Source organism: Enterobacter cloacae complex sp. SHL022, from assembly GCF_049237785.1.
GTDB lineage: Bacteria > Pseudomonadota > Gammaproteobacteria > Enterobacterales > Enterobacteriaceae > Enterobacter > Enterobacter hormaechei_C.
The window spans coordinates 399,718-419,861 of record NZ_JBMKJH010000001.1; the positions used below are offsets into that span (position 1 = coordinate 399,718).

Here is a 20,144-nt window from a genome sequence, read left to right on the forward strand (position 1 = left end):
TTTTGTGGAGCAAGCTATGTCAAACAAACCCTTTATCTACCAGAACCCCTTCCCTCTCGCGCATGACGACACCGAATACTATCTGCTGACCAAAGAGCATGTCTCCGTTGCCGAGTTCGACGGTCAGGAAGTGCTGAAAGTGGAGCCGGAAGCCCTGACCCTGCTGGCGCAGCAGGCTTTCCACGACGCCGCGTTTATGCTGCGTCCGTCTCATCAGAAGCAGGTTGCCGCCATTCTTAACGATCCGGAAGCCAGCGAGAACGATAAGTACGTTGCCCTGCAATTCCTGCGCAACTCCGAAATTGCGGCGAAAGGCGTGCTGCCCACCTGTCAGGATACCGGTACGGCAATCATTATGGGTAAGAAAGGCCAGCGTGTCTGGACCGGCGGCGGCGACGAAGCGGCGCTGAGTCAGGGCGTGTATAACACCTATATTGAAGACAACCTGCGCTACTCGCAGAATGCGGCGCTGGATATGTATAAAGAGGTGAATACCGGCACCAACCTGCCCGCGCAGATCGACCTCTACAGCGTTGATGGTGACGAGTATAAATTCCTGTGCATGGCGAAAGGCGGCGGTTCCGCCAACAAAACTTATCTATATCAGGAAACCAAAGCGCTGATCACCCCGGCGAAGCTGAAAAATTATCTGGTTGAGAAGATGCGGACCCTGGGCACCGCGGCCTGCCCGCCTTACCATATCGCCTTCGTTATCGGCGGCACCTCTGCGGAAGCCACGCTGAAAACCGTCAAGCTCGCCTCTGCGCGCTACTACGATGGCCTGCCAACCGAAGGCAACGCGCACGGCCAGGCGTTCCGCGACGTCCAGCTCGAGCAGGAACTGCTTCAGGAAGCGCAAAACCTCGGCCTGGGCGCGCAGTTTGGCGGGAAATACTTCGCGCACGATATTCGCGTGATCCGTCTGCCGCGCCACGGCGCCTCCTGCCCGATCGGCATGGGCGTCTCCTGCTCCGCTGACCGCAACATCAAGGCGAAGATTAACCGCGAGGGGATCTGGATTGAGAAGCTGGAGCACAATCCGGGCCAGTATATTCCTGAATCCCTGCGCCAGCAGGGAGAAGGCGACGTGGTAAGCATTGATCTGAACAAGCCGATGCCCGACATTCTGGCGCAGCTTTCCGCGCACCCGGTATCCACCCGCCTGTCGCTGAGCGGCACCATCATCGTGGCGCGTGACATCGCCCATGCGAAGCTGAAAGAGCTGCTCGACAACGGGGAAGAACTGCCGCAGTACGTTAAAGATCACCCGATTTACTATGCAGGCCCGGCGAAAACGCCAGAAGGTTACGCGTCTGGCTCCTTAGGCCCAACCACCGCCGGGCGTATGGACTCCTACGTAGACTTACTGCAATCCAACGGTGCGAGCATGATCATGCTGGCCAAAGGTAACCGCAGCCAGCAGGTCACCGACGCCTGTCATAAGCACGGCGGCTTCTACCTCGGCAGCATCGGCGGCCCTGCGGCGGTACTGGCGCAAAACAGCATCAAGAGTCTGGAGTGCGTGGCCTATCCGGAATTGGGTATGGAAGCGATCTGGAAAATTGAAGTGAAGAACTTCCCGGCGTTTATCCTGGTGGATGACAAAGGCAACGACTTCTTCCAGCAGATCCAGAATAAACAGTGCAAAGGGTGCTCACAGCGCTGAGCGTTTCCATAACGCCGGAAGCTGCGACAGCGTATCGTTGATCAACCCGCGCTTGTCGCTGCCCGGCTTCCAGATGGTGACCATCGTCTGGCTTATCCCCTGGCTGCCCACTTCGGTGGGCAGCCTTTTTACGTTTTTCCACTGCGTTGCGTGAAGATGGGTCGGCAAAAATCCCCAGCCGCAGCCCTGCTCCAGCAGGCCGCGCAGCATCTCCAGTTCGTTAGTGAAAAGCGTGTGCCCTGAAATTTGCAGGCGACGGGCAACCGGCTCGTCTGACGCGGCATGCATAACCACCTGTGGAACCAGAGAGAGATCGAGCAGCGACACCGGCGACGCAACCTCCGCAAAAAGCGCCGTTGCGGCGTAAAAATCCATTTCGATCGCCCCCAGCGCCCGCCACTCCATCTCATTGCCCACGCTGCGGTTGCGCGCCTGGCAGATCCCCAGATCGGCCTGACCGTTCGCCAGCATGGCTTCCGCCTCATCGCGCGATGCGCTGGTCAGGCTCAGGCGGATCTTTTTCGTCGCCAGCGTAGCGATCAGCGCCTGCAAAAAGGCTCTGGGGGTGAACGGATCGTAAACGAGGGCAATGTCCTGCGTCGCGCTGTCCGGCACCGTACGGGCAAACGCCTCAAACGCTTTGACCTGCCGCATCAGCAGGTGCGCCTGCCGCTGAAGCTGCTCCCCCTCCGGCGTCAGGCGCAGGCTACGCCCCTCCCGCAGGAACAGCGCGTAGCCCAGCCCATCCTCAAGGAAATCGATCAGATCCCGCAGGGTTGTACGATCTTTGCCGAGTTTACTGGCCGCCTTCATCAGGCTGCCGTGCTCAGCGACGGCGGTGAACGCCTCAAGCTGGGCAAAGGAATAGATCAGTGATGCCACGTCATTCTCCACGCGATTTTTCCGGGGGATTTTCCCCCATAACGCGTTTTTTATTATAGGCCTCAGGTTCTTAAACTGAAGTCCTTCCTGAGCCAAACGAGATAAATATGAAAATCAAAACAAACCGCACACTGCTCACGGCGCTGGTTATCAGCAGCCTGCTCTCGCCCGCCGTCATGGCGGCCTGCAACGGTACCGACCTCACGACCTGTCCGGCGCCTTTCGATGCCAGACTCCCGGACGCACATACCATGCTCACCTGGAGCCAGGCCGATCGCGTGGTGGGCTTTCGCAATGACTACCGCAACTACGCGGGCGATGTGTTCCGCCACGGCAACGCTACGCCACTGCTGCCCGCAGAAAAACCGCTCACCGATGCCCGCTATCAGGTGAAGGGTAAGATTTACAATCTTCAGGATTACCTGAAACGCCAGAACGTCAGCGGCATGCTGGTGCTGAAAAATGGCAAAGTGGCCTATAAATATCTGGGAGAAGGCAATACCGACTCTACGCTCTGGACGTCGCGTTCCGTGGGCAAATCCGTGGTCTCCGCGCTGGTGGGTGTTGCGATTAAAGAAGGGAAAATCCACTCCCTGGACGACCTTGTCACCCAATACGAACCGGATTTAAAAGGCACCGCCTGGGAGGGCGTAACGCTGAAACAGCTCATCACCCACACCTCGGGCGTGGCGTGGACTGAAGATTACACCAACGCGCAATCTGACTTCGCCCGGCTTACCGAATGCGAAGCGAAACCGGGCACCTACGACTGTGTGCGCACCCTGGTGAAGGGGTTACACCGTGAACACCCGGCGGGCGAAAACTGGTCCTATTCCTCGGGTGGTGCCTGGCTGTTAGGCGATGTGCTTGAGCGCGCCACCGGCATGACGCTCGCGGCGTATCTGGAGAAAAGCATCTGGCAGCCGTACGGTATGGCGAGCGACGGCGTGTGGCATGCCTACAGCAAAGGCCAGCACGACGTGGGTGCGCATGGGTTCAACGCCACGCTGGAAGACTGGGGGCGTTTCGGGGAGTTTATCCTGCATAACGGTACCCTGCCGGACGGAAAGCAGATCCTCCCCGAGGGCTGGGTGAAACAGTCCTCAGCCTGGACACAGGCCAAAGGATCGGTGTCCGAGGCGCATCCGAAGGGGTTGTACGGCTACCAGTGGTGGAACAATGAAGTGCCAGCCACCGCCACAAATGTGGAGCCGAAAGTCGAAAATTCGCTGAAGGATTCCCTGTGGGCGCTGGGTATTTTTGGGCAGATGATCATGGTTAATCAGAAAGAAAATCTGGTTATCGTCCAGTGGTCCACCTGGCCGCAGGCAGAGCCGTCATTCAGCGCCCAGCCGCTGGAAGCGTCGCTGATGTTTAGCGCGATTGCGAACGCGCTGCGCTGATAATCCCAAGCCAGGCCCCGCCTGGCTTCTCATCTGCGCGGTGTCACAAAACTGATATATCAGCGACTTAGCGAAACGTGGTAAATAAAAGATCATCGAAATGTTAAGTTATTGTTGAATATGTAAATACTGGTCAACGCATTGTCATTAATGCACCACACGCATCGGTTTATGCGCTATTTGCGCTTATTAATTTCCACTTCCTGATCCAGTTTTCAGAAACAGACGAGCATAACGTCGCTATAAAACTGGAGATAATCATGGTTTCCTCAACCTCACCTGCAACGGTTCGTGCGAAAGCGGGCGCGATTTTTCGCGTCACGTCGGGCAACTTTCTTGAGCAATTCGACTTCTTTCTGTTCGGCTTTTATGCCACCTACATCGCCCATACTTTTTTCCCGGCAAGCAGTGAATTTGCGTCACTGATGATGACCTTCGCCGTCTTTGGCGCGGGCTTCCTGATGCGTCCGATCGGGGCCATTGTGCTGGGGGCTTACATTGATAAAGTGGGTCGCCGTAAAGGGCTGATCGTCACCCTGTCAATTATGGCCGCCGGAACCTTCCTGATCGTGCTGATCCCTTCTTACCAGAGCATTGGCCTGTGGGCGCCGCTGCTGGTGCTGACCGGCCGCCTGTTGCAGGGTTTTTCGGCAGGCGCCGAGCTGGGCGGGGTTTCGGTTTATCTGGCGGAGATCGCCACGCCGGGCCGCAAGGGTTTCTACACCAGCTGGCAGTCGGGTAGCCAGCAGGTCGCCATTATGATCGCGGCGGCGATGGGCTTCGCCCTGAATGTGGTGCTGGAAGAGAGTGCCATTCGCGAATGGGGGTGGCGTATTCCGTTCCTGTTTGGCTGTCTGATTGTGCCGTTTATCTTTTTCCTGCGCCGCAAGCTCGAAGAGACCGAGGAATTCAGCGCCCGTCGCCACCATCTGGCAATGCGTCAGGTCTTCACAACGCTGCTCGCCAACTGGCCGGTCGTCGTCGCGGGCATGCTGATGGTGGCGATGACCACCACCGCGTTTTACCTGATCACCGTTTACGCGCCGACCTTCGGTAAAAAAGTCCTGATGCTTAGCGCGTCGGACAGTCTTCTGGTCACGCTGCTGGTGGCGGTGTCCAACTTCATCTGGCTTCCGGTGGGCGGCGCGCTGTCGGATCGCTTCGGGCGTAAACCGGTGCTGATCGCTATGACGCTGCTGGCGCTGGCGACCAGCTATCCGGCGCTGACGATGCTGGCCGCAGCCCCGAGCTTCTCAATGATGCTGACCGTGCTGCTGTGGCTCTCTTTCCTCTACGGCCTGTATAACGGCGCGATGATCCCAGCCCTGACTGAGATCATGCCAGCAGAGGTGCGCGTGGCGGGCTTCTCGCTGGCTTACAGCCTGGCAACGGCGGTCTTTGGCGGTTTCACGCCGGTGATTTCGACCGCCTTAATTGAGTACACCGGCGACAAAGCCTCCCCGGGCTACTGGATGAGCTTTGCCGCCGTTTGCGCCCTGCTGGCAACGCTCTATCTCTATCGTCGTCGCACGTTAATCCTGCAAACTGCCGTTAAGGAGTGATCCCTCATGCTTACATTCAGAACGGTGATTGCCGCCCTGACCTTCGCCACCCTCAGCGCGGGCGCGCTTGCGCAGGATGTGACGGTGATGATTTCTGGCGGCTTCAAAGCGGCGCTGGAGAAGCTGACGCCGCAGTACGAAGCGCAAAGCGGCGACAGGCTCATTGTGATCTCCGGCCCGTCGATGGGCAAAACGCCGCAGGCCATTCCGGCCCGGCTCGCCCGGGGCGAAAAAGCGGACGTGGTGATTATGGTGGGCGATGCGCTGGCGAAACTGGAACAGGATCGCAGGACGGCGGCGGGCTCCCGCGTGGAGCTGGCGGATTCGCCCGTCGGGATGGTCGTCAAAGCGGGCGCGCCGGTGCCGGATATCAGTACGGTGCCTGCCCTGCGGCAAACGCTGCTGAAGGCGCATTCCATGGCTTATTCCGACAGCGCCAGCGGCCGGTATGTTGAGAGCCAGCTGTTCCGTAAGCTGGGCATAGACGGCCAGGTCCACGATAAAGCGTACCGGGTTGAGCGTATCCCGGTGGCGTCTGAAGTGGCAAAAGGGAAATACGATCTCGGCTTTCAGCAGGTGAGCGAGCTTCTGCCGGTCCCGGGGGTGACGTTTGTGGGTAAGTTGCCTGACGACATGCAGTACATTACCCGTTTCGCCGGAGCCGTAACGCAGAAGGCTGACCATCCCGCTCAGGGAAAAGCGCTGCTGACTTTTCTCGCCTCGCCACAGGCCGCCAGCGTCATTACGGCAACGGGCTTAACGCCCGTCAGTGCACCTCGCGATACTGCTCGGTAATCAGCGTTTCGAGTTCGGCAGCAATATAGGACTGGATCCGACCGCGGCGGCGGATCAGCCCCACGGTTCGCCTGACTTCAGGCTCGGTTAAAGGTACCGACGTCAGCAGCGAATGCTCTGCGCGGGGCATTGACATGGCGGGAACGGCCGCAATGCCGATCCCGGCTTCAACCATCCCCAGCATGGTCGTCACGTGCCGCGTTTCGCAGATGCTGGGGCGCTCAGGCCGAATATGCCCGACCCGCTGGTCGAGAAGATTGCGGTTGCCGGAGGTCTTATCCAGACCGATATAATCCTGCTGATAAAAAGCCTGCCACGTCAGGCTTTTTCTTTTTGCAAGCGGGCTGTCGCGTCGGCAGGCGGCCACGTAGACATCCTCCACCAGCGGGACAAACTCGATGTCGGGCTGCAAACTCCGGGCAAAGCAGATACCAAAATCCGCCTGTCCGCGGGTGACGGCCTCGATAACATTTCCGGCGCTGCTGTCGATCAGTTTTATGCGCACGCGGGGGTAACGGGACTGAAAGCGGCGGATCACATCCGGCATAAAGTAACAGGCGGCTGACGGCACCGTCGCCACGGTGATCAGCCCCGTGCGCTCTTCGCTGGCCTTATCGATATCCGAAAGCATGGACTCCACGTCAGCAAGCAGTTGCCCGCACCGGTCGGCAAAGGTCTGTCCATACAGGGTCAGCGTGACGCGCCGGGTGGTTCTGTCGAACAGTTTTGTCCCCAGTGCCGCCTCCAGCTTTTCAATTCTGCGACTCAACGCCGACTGGGAAAGGCAGATAGATTCTGCCGCAAGACGGAAATTGCCGTATTCCAGTAAAGCGCGGAAGGCATAGAGATCGTTGAGGTCAAAATTGACGGGCATACTGACGGGATCCTTAAGCACGGTAGGGTAAGAAGAGATTTATCATAGCCGCGCACGACATACTTCACAAAATGAAGGGGATACCCCTAAAGCGCTATCAACATGACGGCACATAGTGATAGTTTATGCGGGCTGGATTCCTCTTAAACAGGCCGCCACTCTGCATGCAGCCGATGAGGAGTGTCATACTGCTTAACAGAGTATGTTGGCATGCTAACAGCCCCTGACCTTTCCATTTTGTTCACGTGCGAGTAACGAGCAAAGCGATGATTAAGTGGCCCTGGAAAACGAACGACGCTGGTCGAAATATGGCGCTCCCCTGGGATGAGGCTCTGGCGATCCCCGTGCTGGCGAATCTCTTGCCTGAAGAGCAATCAAAGCTGATTCAGCTGGCCGAGCGTTTTTTACAGCAAAAACGGCTGGTACCGCTACAGGGCTTCGAACTGGATCCGCTTAAAAATTCGCGCATCGCCCTGCTCTTCTGCTTGCCGGTGCTGGAGCTGGGTATCGAATGGCTGGATGGCTTCCACGAAGTGCTGATCTACCCGGCGCCGTTCATCGTCGATGATGAGTGGGAGGATGACATCGGGCTGGTGCACAACCAGCGTATGGTGCAGTCCGGGCAGAGCTGGCAGCAAGGGCCAATCATCCTCAACTGGCTGGATATTCAAGACTCGTTCGATGCCTCGGGCTTCAACCTGATCATTCACGAAGTGGCGCATAAGCTGGATACCCGTAACGGCGATCGCGCCAGCGGCGTGCCGCTGATCCCGCTGCGTGAAGTCGCGGGATGGGAGCACGACCTGCACGCGGCGATGGAAAACATTCAGGATGAGATCGACCTGGTGGGTGAAAGCGCGGCCAGCATTGATGCCTACGCCGCGACCGATCCCGCCGAGTGCTTTGCGGTGCTGTCCGAATATTTCTTTAGCGCACCTGAGCTTTTTGCCCCGCGCTTCCCGGCGCTGTGGCAGCGTTTTTGCCAGTTTTATCAGCAGGATCCACTCCAGCGTCTGCGGCAAAGTGAGGACGCAGCCAGCACATCCTCTCATCCGTTCCACTAATGTTTAAGGGGTACGATCGGTCGATCGTACCCACACGCTCACCGCGAGAAACAGCAGTGCCATTCCCCATGCGGCAGTAATCAAAAACTGCTCACCGTAAAAGCGCGTCACCACGGGTACCAGCAGCGCGCTGGCCCCGTAGCCCAGCGTATGGCTGGTGGCGATCACCCCTGCGCCTTTGCCCGTCGTCAGCCGATCGTTGAGCAAAAGCTGGTATCCCGGCGTTGCCATGGCGGCCCCCAGCGAAGTGATGACAATGCCCACGTAGAACAGGGCTAAACTGGCGAGAGACATCAGCCCAAGACCCGCCACCATCAGCACTGCGGCAATTAAGAGTAAAACTCTCGGGGTAAAATGCTGCGGGCGTACCACCAGAAACTGCGCCGCCAGGGTCGCCAGGGCGGCCAGACTTAGCAGCAGCGCGACATGATGGCTGATTTGCACGGCATCGCCATTGAATAACGGATGAAGATGCGGCGATAAGCCAAGCTGCATCAGGCTGACCAGCGCTGCCAGCAGCAGCGCCAGCACCAGGAAAGGCAGCATGGAGGCCTGTAACCGCGTCGACTGGTGCGCCACCGGCGGCAGCGGGGGATCGGCGGCTTCGCGCAGCACCAGCAGCAGCGCGATCAACGGCGCCAGCGCCATCAGCCAGAGCGGTGCGACCGGGCTGACGCTGAGCATCAGCGCGGCCAGAGGCGGTCCCAGCAGACGCCCGCAGCTCAGGCCAGAGCTTATCGTCGCCAGCGCCGCCATCCTTTTATCCAGCCCCGCGCGTTGAATGGCCCACGTCTGGGCCGCAGGCACCAGCCCTGATACCGTCAGGCCGTACAGCATGCGCGACAGAACCAGGCCCGCCATTCCCCAGAGGGCATTCAGCGCGCCGTTCGCCATCGCCCAGACTACCAGCGCCATCACGACGAAGCTCGCCAGGTAGCCGCCCAGCGAGGCCAGCATAACGATCTTACAGCCGTGCCGCTCGCTCTGGCGTCCCCACCAGGGCGATGCGGGTAAAAAGAGCATCGAGCCGAACATCAACAGCCCGGCCCAGACGGAGAGCGACAATCCGGTCAGGGAGACCAGCTGCGGCAGCATGACCAGCAAACCGTTTTGTCCAATACCTAATAAACCGGCGCCCAGTGCCAGGGGCCAGTTAGCTTTGGGGGCCACAACGTCAGTGAGATTCTCGGTACGGGTGCGCATAAAATTGTGAAGATAATGTCAATAAATGTGTGGAAATTATGAAGTTTATGAAAACAAATATTGCAAAAATAGTTGCCACTGTAAACAGAATGAATATCATAACGAGAATTATTATCAGTCATGGAATGAGGTACAACTATGCGTACTCTGCTCCGCTCCGCCGGTACAGATGTTGCGGCCCAGTGTTTTTTGAACGCGCTGCTGCGCGAAACGAAGGACTGGCACTATCTTCCCGCAACCCGTGCGGATGAGTTATCGCAGATTCATATCCCGCTCTCCCCAACCCAGGCCATTCGGGTTCCGGTACGCTATTTCTCCCCCACACAGCATCACCAGTATCTTTTCCCGGCAACGCTGATTCAGGCCGACAGCGACGGCGGTGACACGGTCACATTCCATCAACTGATTGATTTAATTATTGAAAAAGAGACGGTTAAAGGCGCTCTGGATGCCGATACGCTGGCTCGCTTTAAGCAGCGCGTCCTGGAAAGCCATACACACACCTGGCAGGCCATTGATTTACGCCACAACTGGGCAAACCTGCGCGATAAGCCGCTGACCTTTGCCGAAGCGGAACAGGCGCTGCTGGTCGGCCATGCTTTTCATCCTGCCCCAAAGTCGCACGAGCCGTTTAACGAGGCCGAGGCGCGTCGCTATCTGCCGGATTTCGCCTCCCGCTTCCCGCTGCGCTGGTTTGCGGTTGAGCATGAGCTGATTACCGGCGACAGCCTGAATGTCTCCCTGCGGGAACGTCTGCTGCGCTTTGCAGCGCAGAGCGCGCCGGCTCTTCTCGGTCACTTCACCGACACCTGCTGGCTACTGCCGATGCACCCGTGGCAGGCCGACTATCTGCTGGAGCAGGACTGGTGCCAGCGTCTGGTAGAAAAAGGCGCCCTGCGCGATCTGGGCGAAGCCGGTGCGCCATGGCTACCCACCAGCTCTTCCCGCTCGCTGTACAGTGAAACCAACAGCGACATGATTAAGTTTTCCCTGAGCGTGCGCCTGACCAACTCCGTGCGCACGCTGTCGGTGAAAGAGGTTAAGCGCGGCATGCGCCTGGCGCGGCTGGCGAAAACGGCACGCTGGCAGGAACTTCAGGCGCGCTACCCGACCATGCGTGTGATGCAGGAAGACGGCTGGGCGGGGCTGCGCGATGAGCACGGCGTCATTCAGGAAGAGAGCCTGATGGCCCTGCGCGTCAATCTGCTGTTCGATACCCCTGAAACGCAAACCAACGTGCTGGTGAGCCTGACCCAGGCCGCGCCGGACGGCGGCGACAGCCTGCTCGCCGCGGCGGTGCGTCGTCTGAGCCAGCGTCTGGACTTACCCCTCGCCCAGGCCGCGCGCTGCTGGCTGGATGCCTACTGCGACCGCGTATTGCTTCCGCTGTTCAGCGCCGAGGCGGACTACGGTCTGGTCCTGCTGGCGCACCAGCAAAATATCCTCGTTGAGATGCAGCAGGATTTCCCCGTTGGGCTGATCTACCGTGACTGCCAGGGCAGCGCCTGGACCGAAGGGGCCGACGCGTGGCTGAATGAGGCAGGTGAAACCGAAGTTGAAAACCGCTTCGGTGAGAGCCAGCTGCTGCGCTACTTCCCTTATTACCTGCTGCTGAACTCTACCCTTGCCGTCACCGCCGCGCTCGCCGCTGCCGGTTTCGACAGCGAAGAGAACCTGATGTCCCGCGTGCGTGACGCGCTGGCCGAACTGCGCACGACGGCGAAGCAGACCCGCTGCCTTGATTATGTGCTCGACAGCCCGACCTGGAACTGCAAAGGCAACTTCTTCTGCTACCTGCACGATCGCAACGAAAACACCATCGTCGATCCGGCGGTGATCTATTTCGACTTTAGCAACCCGTTTTATAAGGAGAAGGCGTGATGGCAAACGCGAATATCGTCCATTCCGGCTACGGCTTTCGCTGCACGGTCACGGAACAAAACCTGCCGCTGACGCTGGGTCTCGACGGCTGCGCGGTGCTGGAGCGGCTGATCGGGCTCCCGGACGGCTGGCTGGTGGACGCCCTCGACCAGCTGTTTGTTGCCGCGCCCGCCCTGACCGGCATTACCCTGCCGTGTGCAGCCTGGCAGGATGAACCTCAGGCGCAGGCGCTGTTTAGCCTCGTTCACGGAGATTATCTGGCGCGTGAAATTTTCTGGCAGCTGCCGCTGTGGCTGAAAGGCGAACGCCCGCAGGCGAGCGGCGGAATGCAGTTTGACGAAAGCCGTCAGCTGTACTTCCCGCTGCGCCCTCACCGCCCGCAGGGCGAGGTGTATCGCCGTTACGATCCGCAGATTAAGCGCACCCTGAGCTTCCGCGTGGCGGACGTGGCGCTGGACGGCGAGCGTTTTACCCGCTGGATGAACACCCCACGCGTGAACGCTTTCTGGGAGATGGCCGGCCCGCAGGCCGAGCAGGAGAACTACCTGCGTCGCCAGCTCGACTCGACCTATTGCTATCCGGTGATCGGCTGCTTTGACGATCAGCCATTCGGCTATTTTGAACTCTACTGGGCGGCGGAAGACCGCATTGGCCGCCACTATCGCTGGCAGCCCTTTGACCGCGGGCTGCATATGCTGGTGGGCGAAGAGAACTGGCGCGGAGCGCAGTATATCCGCAGCTGGCTGCGCGGCCTGAGCCACTATCTGTATCTCGATGAACCGCGCACGGCGCGCATTGTGGCGGAACCGCGCTTCGACAACCAGCGTCTGTTCCGCCATCTGGCGTCCGCCGGTTTCGACACGGTGAAAGAGTTCGACTTCCCGCACAAACGCTCCCGCCTCATCATGAGCGAGCGTCATCGCTTCTTCCACGAGGTGGAACTGTGAACGCACTCTGGCAGAAAGTGAACCGCGAGATGGTGGCGAAGATCCTCGCCGAACTGGAATATGAACGCACCCTGCGCGCCGAGCCGGATTCGGCGGACTACTGGCGCATTAGTATGGGCAACGCGTGCTGGCAGTTTCGCGCCACGCGTGGGATCTGGGGCTGGCTGCATATTGACCCTGATACCCTGACCACCACCAGCGGCGCGGCGGTCGAAGCGGAAAACGCGCTGCTGCAACTGGCCACCGTACTGGAGATGAGCGACGCGCAAACAGCGGAGCACATGGAAGATCTCTACGCCACGCTGCGGGGCGACATGCAGCTGTTGCAGGCGCGTGAAACGCTGGATGCCGATGCGCTGATCCACCTTGACCCGGACGAGCTACAGTGCCTGATGCGCGGTCACCCGAAGTTTATTTTCAATAAGGGACGCCGCGGCTGGGGGCTGGATGCCCTGCGCCTGTACGCGCCGGAATATCGCGGGCGTTTTCGCCTGCACTGGGTCGCCGTGCAGCGCGATCGTCTGGTCTGGAGCAGCGACGCCGATTGCGATATTAACGCCCTGCTCTCCAGCGCCATGGACGATGCCGAGCGCGAGCGGTTCGACGCCCGCTGGCAGGAGCTGGATCTGGATGATAGCTGGCTGCCGGTGCCGCTGCACCCGTGGCAGTGGCAGCAAAAAATTGCCATTCATTTCCTGGCGCAGCTCGCACGCGGTGAAATGGTGGAGTTGGGTGAGTTCGGCGATGAGTATCTGGCGCAGCAGTCCCTGCGCACGCTGACCAACGCCAGCCGTCGCGCGCCGTATGACATCAAGCTGCCGCTGACCATCTACAACACCTCCTGCTATCGCGGTATTCCGGGCAAGTATATTGCCGCCGGTCCGCTGGCCTCGCGCTGGCTACAGCAGCAGTTTGCCAGCGATGCCACGCTGATTCGCTCCGGGGCGCAGGTGCTTGGCGAACCCGCTGCCGGATATCTGTCGCATCCGGGTTATGCCGCATTGCCTGAGGCGCCGTACCGCTATCAGGAGATGCTGGGGGTGATCTGGCGCGAGAACCCATCCTGCTATTTACAGGATAGTGAACAGGCGGTGCTGATGGCGGCGCTGATGGAAACCGATAATCAGGGGCGCCCGCTGATTGACGCATGGATCAAACGCTCGGGGTTAACCGCTGACGCATGGCTGGAAAAGCTGTTTGAGGCGACGGTGATCCCCTTCTATCACCTGCTCTGTCGCTACGGGGTGGCGCTCATCGCCCACGGCCAGAACGTCACGCTGGTGATGAAAGATTACGTTCCGCAGCGCATTTTGCTGAAGGATTTCCAGGGCGATATGCGCCTGGTGGATGAAGATTTCCCGCAGGCGCAGAGCCTGCCGGAGCAGGTAAAAGCGGTGACGGCGCGCCTCAGCGCGGATTACATCATCCACGACCTGCAAACCGGCAACTTTGTCACGGTGCTGCGCTTTATATCCCGCCTCACCCTGCAATGCGGCGTGAATGAAACCCGCTTCTATCAGATCCTGGCGCTGGTGTTACATCGTTATATGGCCGCCCATCCGGATCTTGCGGCGCGCTTCGCGAAGTTCGACCTGTTTAAGCCGCAGATTATTCGCGTGATCCTCAACCCGGTCAAACTGACCTTCTCTGAACACGACGGCGGCAGCCGCATGCTGCCGAACTACGTCTGCGATCTTGATAACCCTCTTTTTCTGGCCTCCCGGGAGTCAGCGCAATGAAAACCTATGATTTCATCGGCATTGGTATCGGTCCGTTCAACCTCAGTATTGCCGCGCTGGCGGAGGGGCTGGACGGTTTTAGCTCGCTGTTTCTTGAACGCAAGCCGCACTTCTCCTGGCACCCGGGGATGATGGTGCCGGACTGCCATATGCAGACCAGCTTCCTGAAGGATCTGGTCAGCGCCGTAGAGCCAACCAACCGCCACAGCTTCCTGAACTACCTGGTACAGCGCAAAAAGTTCTACCGTTTCCTCACCACCGAGCAGCGCACCGTGTCGCGCGAGGAGTTTGCCGACTACCTGTGCTGGGCGGCGGATAACCTCACCAACCTGGCCTTCAGCCAGCAGGTACAGCAGGTCAGCTTTGATGAGCAAAACGGCCTGTTTGAGATCGTGACCCAGCGGGATCGCTTCCTGGCGCGGCACGTCTGCGTGGGGATTGGGAAGCAGATCAATCTGCCAGACTGCGTCACCGCGCAGGACGATACCTGCTTCCACGCCAGCGAAATGATGCTGCGCACGCCGGATTTAGCGGGCAAGCGCGTCACCGTCGTCGGCGGCGGCCAGAGCGGTGCGGATCTGTTCCTGAATATCTTCCGTGGGGAATGGGGCCAGCCGCTGAGCCTCAACTGGGTGTCGCGCCGCAACAACTACAACGCGCTGGATGAAGCCGCGTTTGCTAACGAGTATTTCACGCCAGAGTATGTGGACAGCTTCTCGACCCTCGGTGACGACGCCCGACGTCAGATGTTGCAGGAGCAGAAAATGACCTCCGACGGGATCACCACCGAGTCCCTGCTGGCGATTTACCGCGCCATGTACCACCGTTTCGAAGTGCTGCGTGAAAAACCCTGGGCGCACCTGATGCCGTCCCGCTCGGTGACGGCGCTGACGCGCCAGGAAACCGGACCTCGCCTCAGCATCCAGCATCACCTGGACGGCGGGCGCGAACAGCTTGAAAGCGACGTGGTGATTTTCGCCACCGGCTACCGCGCCGTGCAGCCTGCTTTTCTCGTCCCGCTCTCTTCCCGACTGCGTCTGGATGAGGATGAAGCCTTCTGCATCAACAACGATTTTACCCTTGAATGGGACGGCCCGCAGAGCAACCGCCTGTTTGCCGTGAATGCCGGGATGCACCGTCTCGGTATTGCCGAACCCCAGCTCAGCCTGATGGCCTGGCGCGCGGCGCGAATTTTGAATCGCGCTCACGATGACGAGCCGTTTGAGCTGGCAACCACCCCCGGCGTGATCCACTGGCGGAGCACCACCAGCCCGGAGAGCAGCCAGGTTTTTAAATCATTAATAAAGACCACCGAGTACTGACACACACATTCAGGATCAACATAACAATGAAACGTTCTCATCTTTGGGTTTTAAATCCGTGCTTGCTTGCCATGCTTTCTACCTCTGCGTGGGCGGAAGAACAAAAGGAAGAAGATATTGTGGTCTCCGCCAGCCGGGCACATCGCAGCGTGGCAGAGATGGCGCAAACCACCTGGGTTATTGAGCGGGCGGAAATTGAGCAGCAGGTTCAGGGCGGGAAAGAGATTAAAGACGTTCTGGCCCAGCTGATCCCCGGCATGGACGTCAGCAGCCAGGGACGTACCAACTACGGCATGAACCTGCGCGGTCGCTCCATGATGGTGATGGTGGACGGCGTACGTCTGAACTCGTCCCGCAGCGACAGCCGCCAGCTCGACTCTATCGATCCGTTCAACATTGACCGCATCGAAGTGATCTCCGGCGCCACCTCGCTGTACGGCGGCGGCAGTACCGGCGGGCTGGTGAACATCGTCATCAAAAAAGGCCAGCCGGAGACCGAAGTGGAGTTCCAGACCGGGGCAAAAAGCGGGTTTAACAGCCATAACGACCATGATGAGAACGTCTCCGCAGCCGTGAGCGGCGGCAATGACAACGCCTCTGGTCGTCTGTCGGTCTCCTATCAGCGCTACGGCGGCTGGTATGACGGCAACGGCGACGAGGTGATTATCGATAACACCCAGACCGGCTTGCAGTATTCCGACCGTATCGACGTGATGGGGACAGGCACCATCAACATCGACGATCATCAGCAGCTCCAGTTAACCACGCAGTACTACAAGAGCGAATCTGACGGCAAGCACGGCCTGTTCCTTGGGGAGAATTTCGCTGCGGTCACGGGAGATGCCAAAGCCTATAACAAAGACAACCTGAACTCTGACCGTATCCCGGGCACAGAGCGTCACCTGATCAACCTGCAATACTCGAACACCGATTTCTGGGGTCAGGATCTGGTTGCGCAGATTTACTACCGTGATGAGAGTCTGACCTACTACCCGTTCCCGACGCTGAGCAAAGGCGCGGTGACCAGCATTGGCGCGTCCCAGCAGAAAACCGATTTTTACGGCGGCAAGCTGACGCTGAACAGCAAGCCGATGGACGACCTGACCCTCACCTGGGGCGTGGATGCCGACCATGAAACGTTCGATGCCAACCAGCAGTTCTTCGACTTAAGCAAAGCGGCGGCGAGCGGCGGCATGGAGCTGGACAATGCCTACAACGTGGGCCGTTATCCGGGTTACAGCATTACCAACCTCGCGCCGTTCCTGCAAGCCAGCTATGACATTGACGCCATCACCCTGAGCGGCGGCGTGCGTTATCAGTACACCGAAAACAAGGTGGACGATTTTGTCGGTTACGCCCAGCAGCAGGCAATCGCCACGGGCAAAGCCACCTCCGCTGACGCGGTGCCGGGCGGGAAAACCGACTACAACAACTTCCTGTTTAACGCCGGGATCCTTGGGCGTCTGACCGAACAGCAACAGCTGTGGTTTAACTTCTCCCAGGGCTTCGAGATCCCGGACCTGGCGAAGTACTACGGCTCCGGCACCTATCAGCTGGTCGATGGTCACTATCGTCTGCAAAACAGCGTCAATGTGAACGACTCAACGCTGGACGGGATTAAGGTCAATGCTTACGAGCTCGGCTGGCGCTTCACCGGCGATAACCTGCGTACTCAGGTGGCGGCATACTACTCGCTCTCGGATAAAACCATCACCATCAACAAGAGCGACATGACCATCAACCTGGAAGACGACAAACGTCGTATCTACGGGATTGAAGGCCAGGTGGATTATTTCTTCACCGACAGCGACTGGAGCACCGGGGCGAACTTTAACGCCATCAAGTCCGAAACGCGTGAAAACGGTAAATGGGAGAAGCTGACGGTCGACAGCGCCAGCCCGTCTAAAGCCAGCGCATGGGTCAACTGGGCGCCGGGCGACTGGACGCTACGCGTGCAGAGCACACAAACCTTTGACGTGTCTGACGCCGACGGTAAGAAGATTGATGGCTATAACACCGTTGATTTCCTGGGTAGCTACGCCCTGCCGGTGGGCAAAGTCAGCTTCAGCGTGGAGAACCTGCTGGACAAAGACTACACCACCGCCTGGGGCCAGCGCGCACCGGGGCTGTATAGCCCAACCTACGGCGCACCGGGTCTTTATACTTATAAAGGCCGTGGACGTACGTTTGGTCTGAATTACTCCGTTCTGTTCTGATCCTGCGCGCCGCCTGTCTGCGGGCGGCGCGATTTGCTGTGCAATTTGAAAGCAAATTTGCTATTAAATCATCGGTTTGCTGAAATTGTCGACAAACGAACAAAAACGGTGTTTTCCCCTTTGACAAGGCGCACGCAGGTCGATAATATGCGCCTCGTTCACACGATTCCTCTGTAGTTCAGTCGGTAGAACGGCGGACTGTTAATCCGTATGTCACTGGTTCGAGTCCAGTCAGAGGAGCCAAATTTGAAAAGCCTGCTTTTAAAGCAGGCTTTTTGCTTTTGTGGGTTCGGTAAATTTGCCGGGTGGCGGCTGCGCCTTACCCGGCCTACTGATTAGCGACTAAATCTGATAATCAATCGCCACCTCTTCCGGCTCCATCACCTGGCGTTTGATCTCATCCACCGACAGCCCCGCGTTGCATAGCTCAATAAAACGCCACACGTAGTTACGCTGAAGCTGCCCGCGCTTTAGCCCCAGCCAGACGGTATTCGCATCGAACAGGTGACGCGTATCCAGACGCACCAGATTTCCGGCCTCATATTCTCCGCCAGACTGCTCGGCCACCAGGCCAATCCCCAGCCCTAACTCGACGTAGGTTTTGATCACGTCGGAATCCTGCGCGCTCAGCACCACGTCCGGCGTGAGCCCTTTACGCTTGAACGCTTCATCAATGCGCGAGCGCCCGGTAATGCCCTGCCGGTAGGTAATCAGCGGCCATTTGACGATCTCTTCCAGCGTCAACGGCGAAACCTGATTCAGCGGGTGATCGGCGGGTAACAGCAGGCTGTGGTGCCAGCGGAACCACGGGAACGCCACCAGCAGCGGGTCGTTGCTCAGCCGTTCACTGGCGATACCGATATCGGCCCCGCCGTTATGCAGCAGCACTTCGATTTCCTGCGGCGTGCCCTGGATCAGTTCGAGACGTACGTCCGGGAAGATCTCACGAAATGCTTTGATAACCGTCGGAAGACTGTAGCGCGCCTGCGTATGGGTGGTGGCGATAGTCAGCATACCGGAAGCGTCGTTGGTAAAGAGATCCGCCAGCCGGCGAACGTTGCTGGCCTCGTTGAGAATGCGCTCAGCGATGGTCAGCAATGCCTTGCCTGGCTCGGTCATACCCAGCAGGCGCTTGCCGCGACGGATAAAAATCTCAATGCCTAACTCCTCCTCCAGCTCGCGGATATGCCGGCTGACGCCCGACTGAGAGGTGTAAAGCATATTGGCGACTTCGGTCAGGTTGTAATCCCGCCTGGCCGCCTCACGAATAATTTTAAGTTGCTGGAAATTCACAATTCACTCCGGCGCATCTGACATAAGGCTATTGTTAGAGTCAGCCGGGCTGGAGAACAAATAATAAAAACCAGCATCTTATGCTTATTTGGAATATCAGCTGACCAGTTGCAGCTCGCGATTTTCCAGCGACGGCTTACTGACCAGAGACATCAGGATCTCTTTCACCGCCTGCGCCTGCGGTGACAGGGAGCCGCGCGCGGACATATTTAACGACAGCGGTAAGCTCATGGATGGCGTGGTGATACGGGCCATCCAGCCGTTTGCCGCGCTGCACAGTGAACGTGCGGCAGACTCGGGCAGAACCGTTACACCCATGCCGCTGGCAATGGCGGCAGTCAGCGTGGAGATGGAGTCGATCTCGCCGATGATCTTCGCCGTCAGACGGCGCAGCGAAAACGCTTCGTCAACGCGCACGCGCACGGCACTGTAGTCGCGCGGCAGAAACAGGTTCATCTCTGCCACAGCTGTTAAATCAATGCTCTGGCCAGGGCAATCACGGGTACCGACCAGATAAAGATCTTCCTTCAGCAGCGGCTGGCTGGTGATCCCGGCAACCGGGGAGCGATCGTACAGCACCGCCATATCCAGCTGACCGTTGAGCAGTTTGTCATTGAGCACGGAACCACTGTTCTCATGCAGATAAACCAGCACTTCCGGTAGCTCTGCTCGCACCGCCTGAAGCAGCGGCATGGTTACCGACGATGCGGCCGTTCCCGGCGCCAGCCCGATAGAGACATGGCCACTCAGGGTCTGACCCACATTGTGCACGGCCAGCTGCGCTTGTTCACACTGACGCAGGATCGTGCGGGCATGGGTATATAAAATTTTTCCCGCTTCGGTAGGCGTTACGCCGCGCTTGGTGCGGATCAACAGTTGCTGGTCCATTTCGCCTTCCAGAGTCGCGACCTGCTGGCTCAGCGCAGGCTGCGCGATATGCAGCACTTCAGCCGCCTGGGTCAGGCTGCCGATATCGACGATTTTTACGAAGTATTTCAGTCGTCTTAAGTTCATGTTGCCCCCTGTTCGAAAATAGCGTGCCGGTAACGGCTGTGTTGTTAAACAGGTTTTGCAATATGGATGCCAGTTTTTTGCAGCGGGTGTATGTCTCTGCTAAGCGGCTGAAAATAAGGAAAGCCAATCACTGATGCCTGTTTTGAGATGGGGACAACGGTTTCCGATCTGCCCCATTCGGGGTATATCTGCACAATAATGGTGCATTCCGTTGGCAAAAACGTCACTTTGCTGGTTTTGTCAGCAAACAGTCTAAAGTGGGCGATCCATCCTTTGACAAGGC

Annotated in this window: 15 protein-coding genes and 1 tRNA gene; 11 read left to right on the forward strand and 5 right to left on the reverse strand. The window is 58.6% G+C overall.

Annotation, left to right across the window (positions count from 1 at the left end):
- The first annotated feature begins 16 nt into the window (after positions 1 to 16).
- A complete protein-coding gene (fumA, locus tag ACOTZD_RS01970) occupies positions 17 to 1,666 on the forward strand; it encodes a class I fumarate hydratase FumA (RefSeq protein WP_174401970.1) in 1,650 nt (549 codons plus the stop codon).
- Here the strand turns inward: fumA and ACOTZD_RS01975 are convergent.
- Positions 1,655 to 2,560, reverse strand: coding sequence for a LysR family transcriptional regulator (locus ACOTZD_RS01975; protein WP_032609605.1), 906 nt, complete (start codon positions 2,558 to 2,560; stop codon positions 1,655 to 1,657). The two genes, fumA and ACOTZD_RS01975, sit on opposite strands and share 12 nt — an antisense overlap.
- A gap of 95 nt (positions 2,561 to 2,655) precedes the next feature.
- Between ACOTZD_RS01975 and ACOTZD_RS01980 the strand changes: the two genes are divergently transcribed.
- The 3 genes from ACOTZD_RS01980 (at position 2,656) to ACOTZD_RS01990 (ending at position 6,308) form a co-directional block, all read left to right on the forward strand.
- Entirely contained in the window at positions 2,656 to 3,951 is a 1,296-nt protein-coding gene (locus ACOTZD_RS01980) for a serine hydrolase domain-containing protein (RefSeq protein ID WP_045342342.1), read from the forward strand.
- Between the two features lie 260 nt (positions 3,952 to 4,211).
- Positions 4,212 to 5,513 (forward strand): MFS transporter, encoded by a 1,302-nt coding sequence (locus ACOTZD_RS01985; protein WP_003859542.1) that lies wholly within the window; start codon positions 4,212 to 4,214, stop codon positions 5,511 to 5,513.
- 6 nt (positions 5,514 to 5,519) lie between these two features.
- Positions 5,520 to 6,308, forward strand: coding sequence for a substrate-binding domain-containing protein (locus ACOTZD_RS01990; RefSeq protein ID WP_421636245.1), 789 nt, complete (start codon positions 5,520 to 5,522; stop codon positions 6,306 to 6,308).
- Here the strand turns inward: ACOTZD_RS01990 and ACOTZD_RS01995 are convergent.
- Positions 6,280 to 7,182, reverse strand: coding sequence for a LysR family transcriptional regulator (locus ACOTZD_RS01995; RefSeq protein ID WP_003859540.1), 903 nt, complete (start codon positions 7,180 to 7,182; stop codon positions 6,280 to 6,282). The genes ACOTZD_RS01990 and ACOTZD_RS01995 overlap by 29 nt on opposite strands.
- 266 nt (positions 7,183 to 7,448) lie before the next feature.
- On the opposite strand from ACOTZD_RS01995, the gene mtfA reads away from it, so the two are divergent.
- The gene (gene mtfA / locus ACOTZD_RS02000) at positions 7,449 to 8,246 is read left to right on the forward strand and encodes a DgsA anti-repressor MtfA (RefSeq protein WP_003859539.1); all 798 of its coding nucleotides are present in this window, start codon (positions 7,449 to 7,451) and stop codon (positions 8,244 to 8,246) included.
- Positions 8,247 to 8,249: 3 nt separating this feature from the next.
- Here the strand turns inward: mtfA and ACOTZD_RS02005 are convergent, their stop codons facing one another.
- Complete coding sequence (locus tag ACOTZD_RS02005) at positions 8,250 to 9,449, reverse strand: MFS transporter (protein ID WP_045346626.1); 1,200 nt, start codon at positions 9,447 to 9,449, stop codon at positions 8,250 to 8,252.
- Positions 9,450 to 9,587: 138 nt separating this feature from the next.
- On the opposite strand from ACOTZD_RS02005, the gene ACOTZD_RS02010 reads away from it, so the two are divergent.
- From ACOTZD_RS02010 to ACOTZD_RS02035, 6 genes are all read left to right on the forward strand, one after another.
- Positions 9,588 to 11,330, forward strand: a complete 1,743-nt coding sequence (locus ACOTZD_RS02010) for an IucA/IucC family protein (protein WP_174401972.1) — start codon at positions 9,588 to 9,590, stop codon at positions 11,328 to 11,330.
- Positions 11,330 to 12,277: a GNAT family N-acetyltransferase gene (locus ACOTZD_RS02015; RefSeq protein WP_174401973.1), complete on the forward strand. Its 948-nt coding sequence runs from the start codon at positions 11,330 to 11,332 to the stop codon at positions 12,275 to 12,277. Before ACOTZD_RS02010 ends, ACOTZD_RS02015 begins: the two co-directional genes overlap by 1 nt.
- Positions 12,274 to 14,016 carry an aerobactin synthase IucC gene (gene iucC, locus ACOTZD_RS02020; protein ID WP_269150365.1) on the forward strand — a complete coding sequence of 581 codons (1,743 nt, stop codon included), beginning with the start codon at positions 12,274 to 12,276 and terminating at the stop codon, positions 14,014 to 14,016. The genes ACOTZD_RS02015 and iucC overlap by 4 nt, the downstream gene beginning before the upstream one ends.
- Entirely contained in the window at positions 14,013 to 15,338 is a 1,326-nt protein-coding gene (locus tag ACOTZD_RS02025; RefSeq protein ID WP_048240511.1) for a lysine N(6)-hydroxylase/L-ornithine N(5)-oxygenase family protein, read from the forward strand. The genes iucC and ACOTZD_RS02025 overlap by 4 nt, the downstream gene beginning before the upstream one ends.
- Before the next feature lie 26 nt (positions 15,339 to 15,364).
- The gene (locus ACOTZD_RS02030) at positions 15,365 to 17,554 is read left to right on the forward strand and encodes a TonB-dependent siderophore receptor (protein WP_421636246.1); all 2,190 of its coding nucleotides are present in this window, start codon (positions 15,365 to 15,367) and stop codon (positions 17,552 to 17,554) included.
- 167 nt (positions 17,555 to 17,721) lie between these two features.
- Positions 17,722 to 17,797: transfer RNA gene (locus ACOTZD_RS02035), tRNA-Asn, on the forward strand.
- A gap of 99 nt (positions 17,798 to 17,896) precedes the next feature.
- Here the strand turns inward: ACOTZD_RS02035 and cbl are convergent.
- Complete coding sequence (gene cbl, locus ACOTZD_RS02040; protein ID WP_063944315.1) at positions 17,897 to 18,847, reverse strand: HTH-type transcriptional regulator Cbl; 951 nt, start codon at positions 18,845 to 18,847, stop codon at positions 17,897 to 17,899.
- 96 nt (positions 18,848 to 18,943) lie between these two features.
- Positions 18,944 to 19,861, reverse strand: coding sequence for a nitrogen assimilation transcriptional regulator NAC (gene nac, locus ACOTZD_RS02045; protein WP_003859531.1), 918 nt, complete (start codon positions 19,859 to 19,861; stop codon positions 18,944 to 18,946).
- Positions 19,862 to 20,144 lie beyond the last annotated feature (283 nt).

Bases quoted from the DNA above. Each gene is read 5' to 3' on its own strand.
- ACOTZD_RS01995 (WP_003859540.1), bottom strand. From the start codon at position 7,182: ATGCCCGTCAATTTTGACCTCAACGATCTCTATGCCTTCCGCGCTTTA.
- ACOTZD_RS01985 (WP_003859542.1), top strand. From the start codon at position 4,212: ATGGTTTCCTCAACCTCACCTGCAACGGTTCGTGCGAAAGCGGGCGCG.
- ACOTZD_RS01980 (WP_045342342.1), top strand. From the start codon at position 2,656: ATGAAAATCAAAACAAACCGCACACTGCTCACGGCGCTGGTTATCAGC.
- ACOTZD_RS02025 (WP_048240511.1), top strand. From the start codon at position 14,013: ATGAAAACCTATGATTTCATCGGCATTGGTATCGGTCCGTTCAACCTC.
- fumA (WP_174401970.1), top strand. From the start codon at position 17: ATGTCAAACAAACCCTTTATCTACCAGAACCCCTTCCCTCTCGCGCAT.
- ACOTZD_RS02030 (WP_421636246.1), top strand. From the start codon at position 15,365: ATGAAACGTTCTCATCTTTGGGTTTTAAATCCGTGCTTGCTTGCCATG.
- ACOTZD_RS02015 (WP_174401973.1), top strand. From the start codon at position 11,330: ATGGCAAACGCGAATATCGTCCATTCCGGCTACGGCTTTCGCTGCACG.
- nac (WP_003859531.1), bottom strand. From the start codon at position 19,861: ATGAACTTAAGACGACTGAAATACTTCGTAAAAATCGTCGATATCGGC.
- ACOTZD_RS01990 (WP_421636245.1), top strand. From the start codon at position 5,520: ATGCTTACATTCAGAACGGTGATTGCCGCCCTGACCTTCGCCACCCTC.
- mtfA (WP_003859539.1), top strand. From the start codon at position 7,449: ATGATTAAGTGGCCCTGGAAAACGAACGACGCTGGTCGAAATATGGCG.
- ACOTZD_RS02010 (WP_174401972.1), top strand. From the start codon at position 9,588: ATGCGTACTCTGCTCCGCTCCGCCGGTACAGATGTTGCGGCCCAGTGT.
- ACOTZD_RS02005 (WP_045346626.1), bottom strand. From the start codon at position 9,449: ATGCGCACCCGTACCGAGAATCTCACTGACGTTGTGGCCCCCAAAGCT.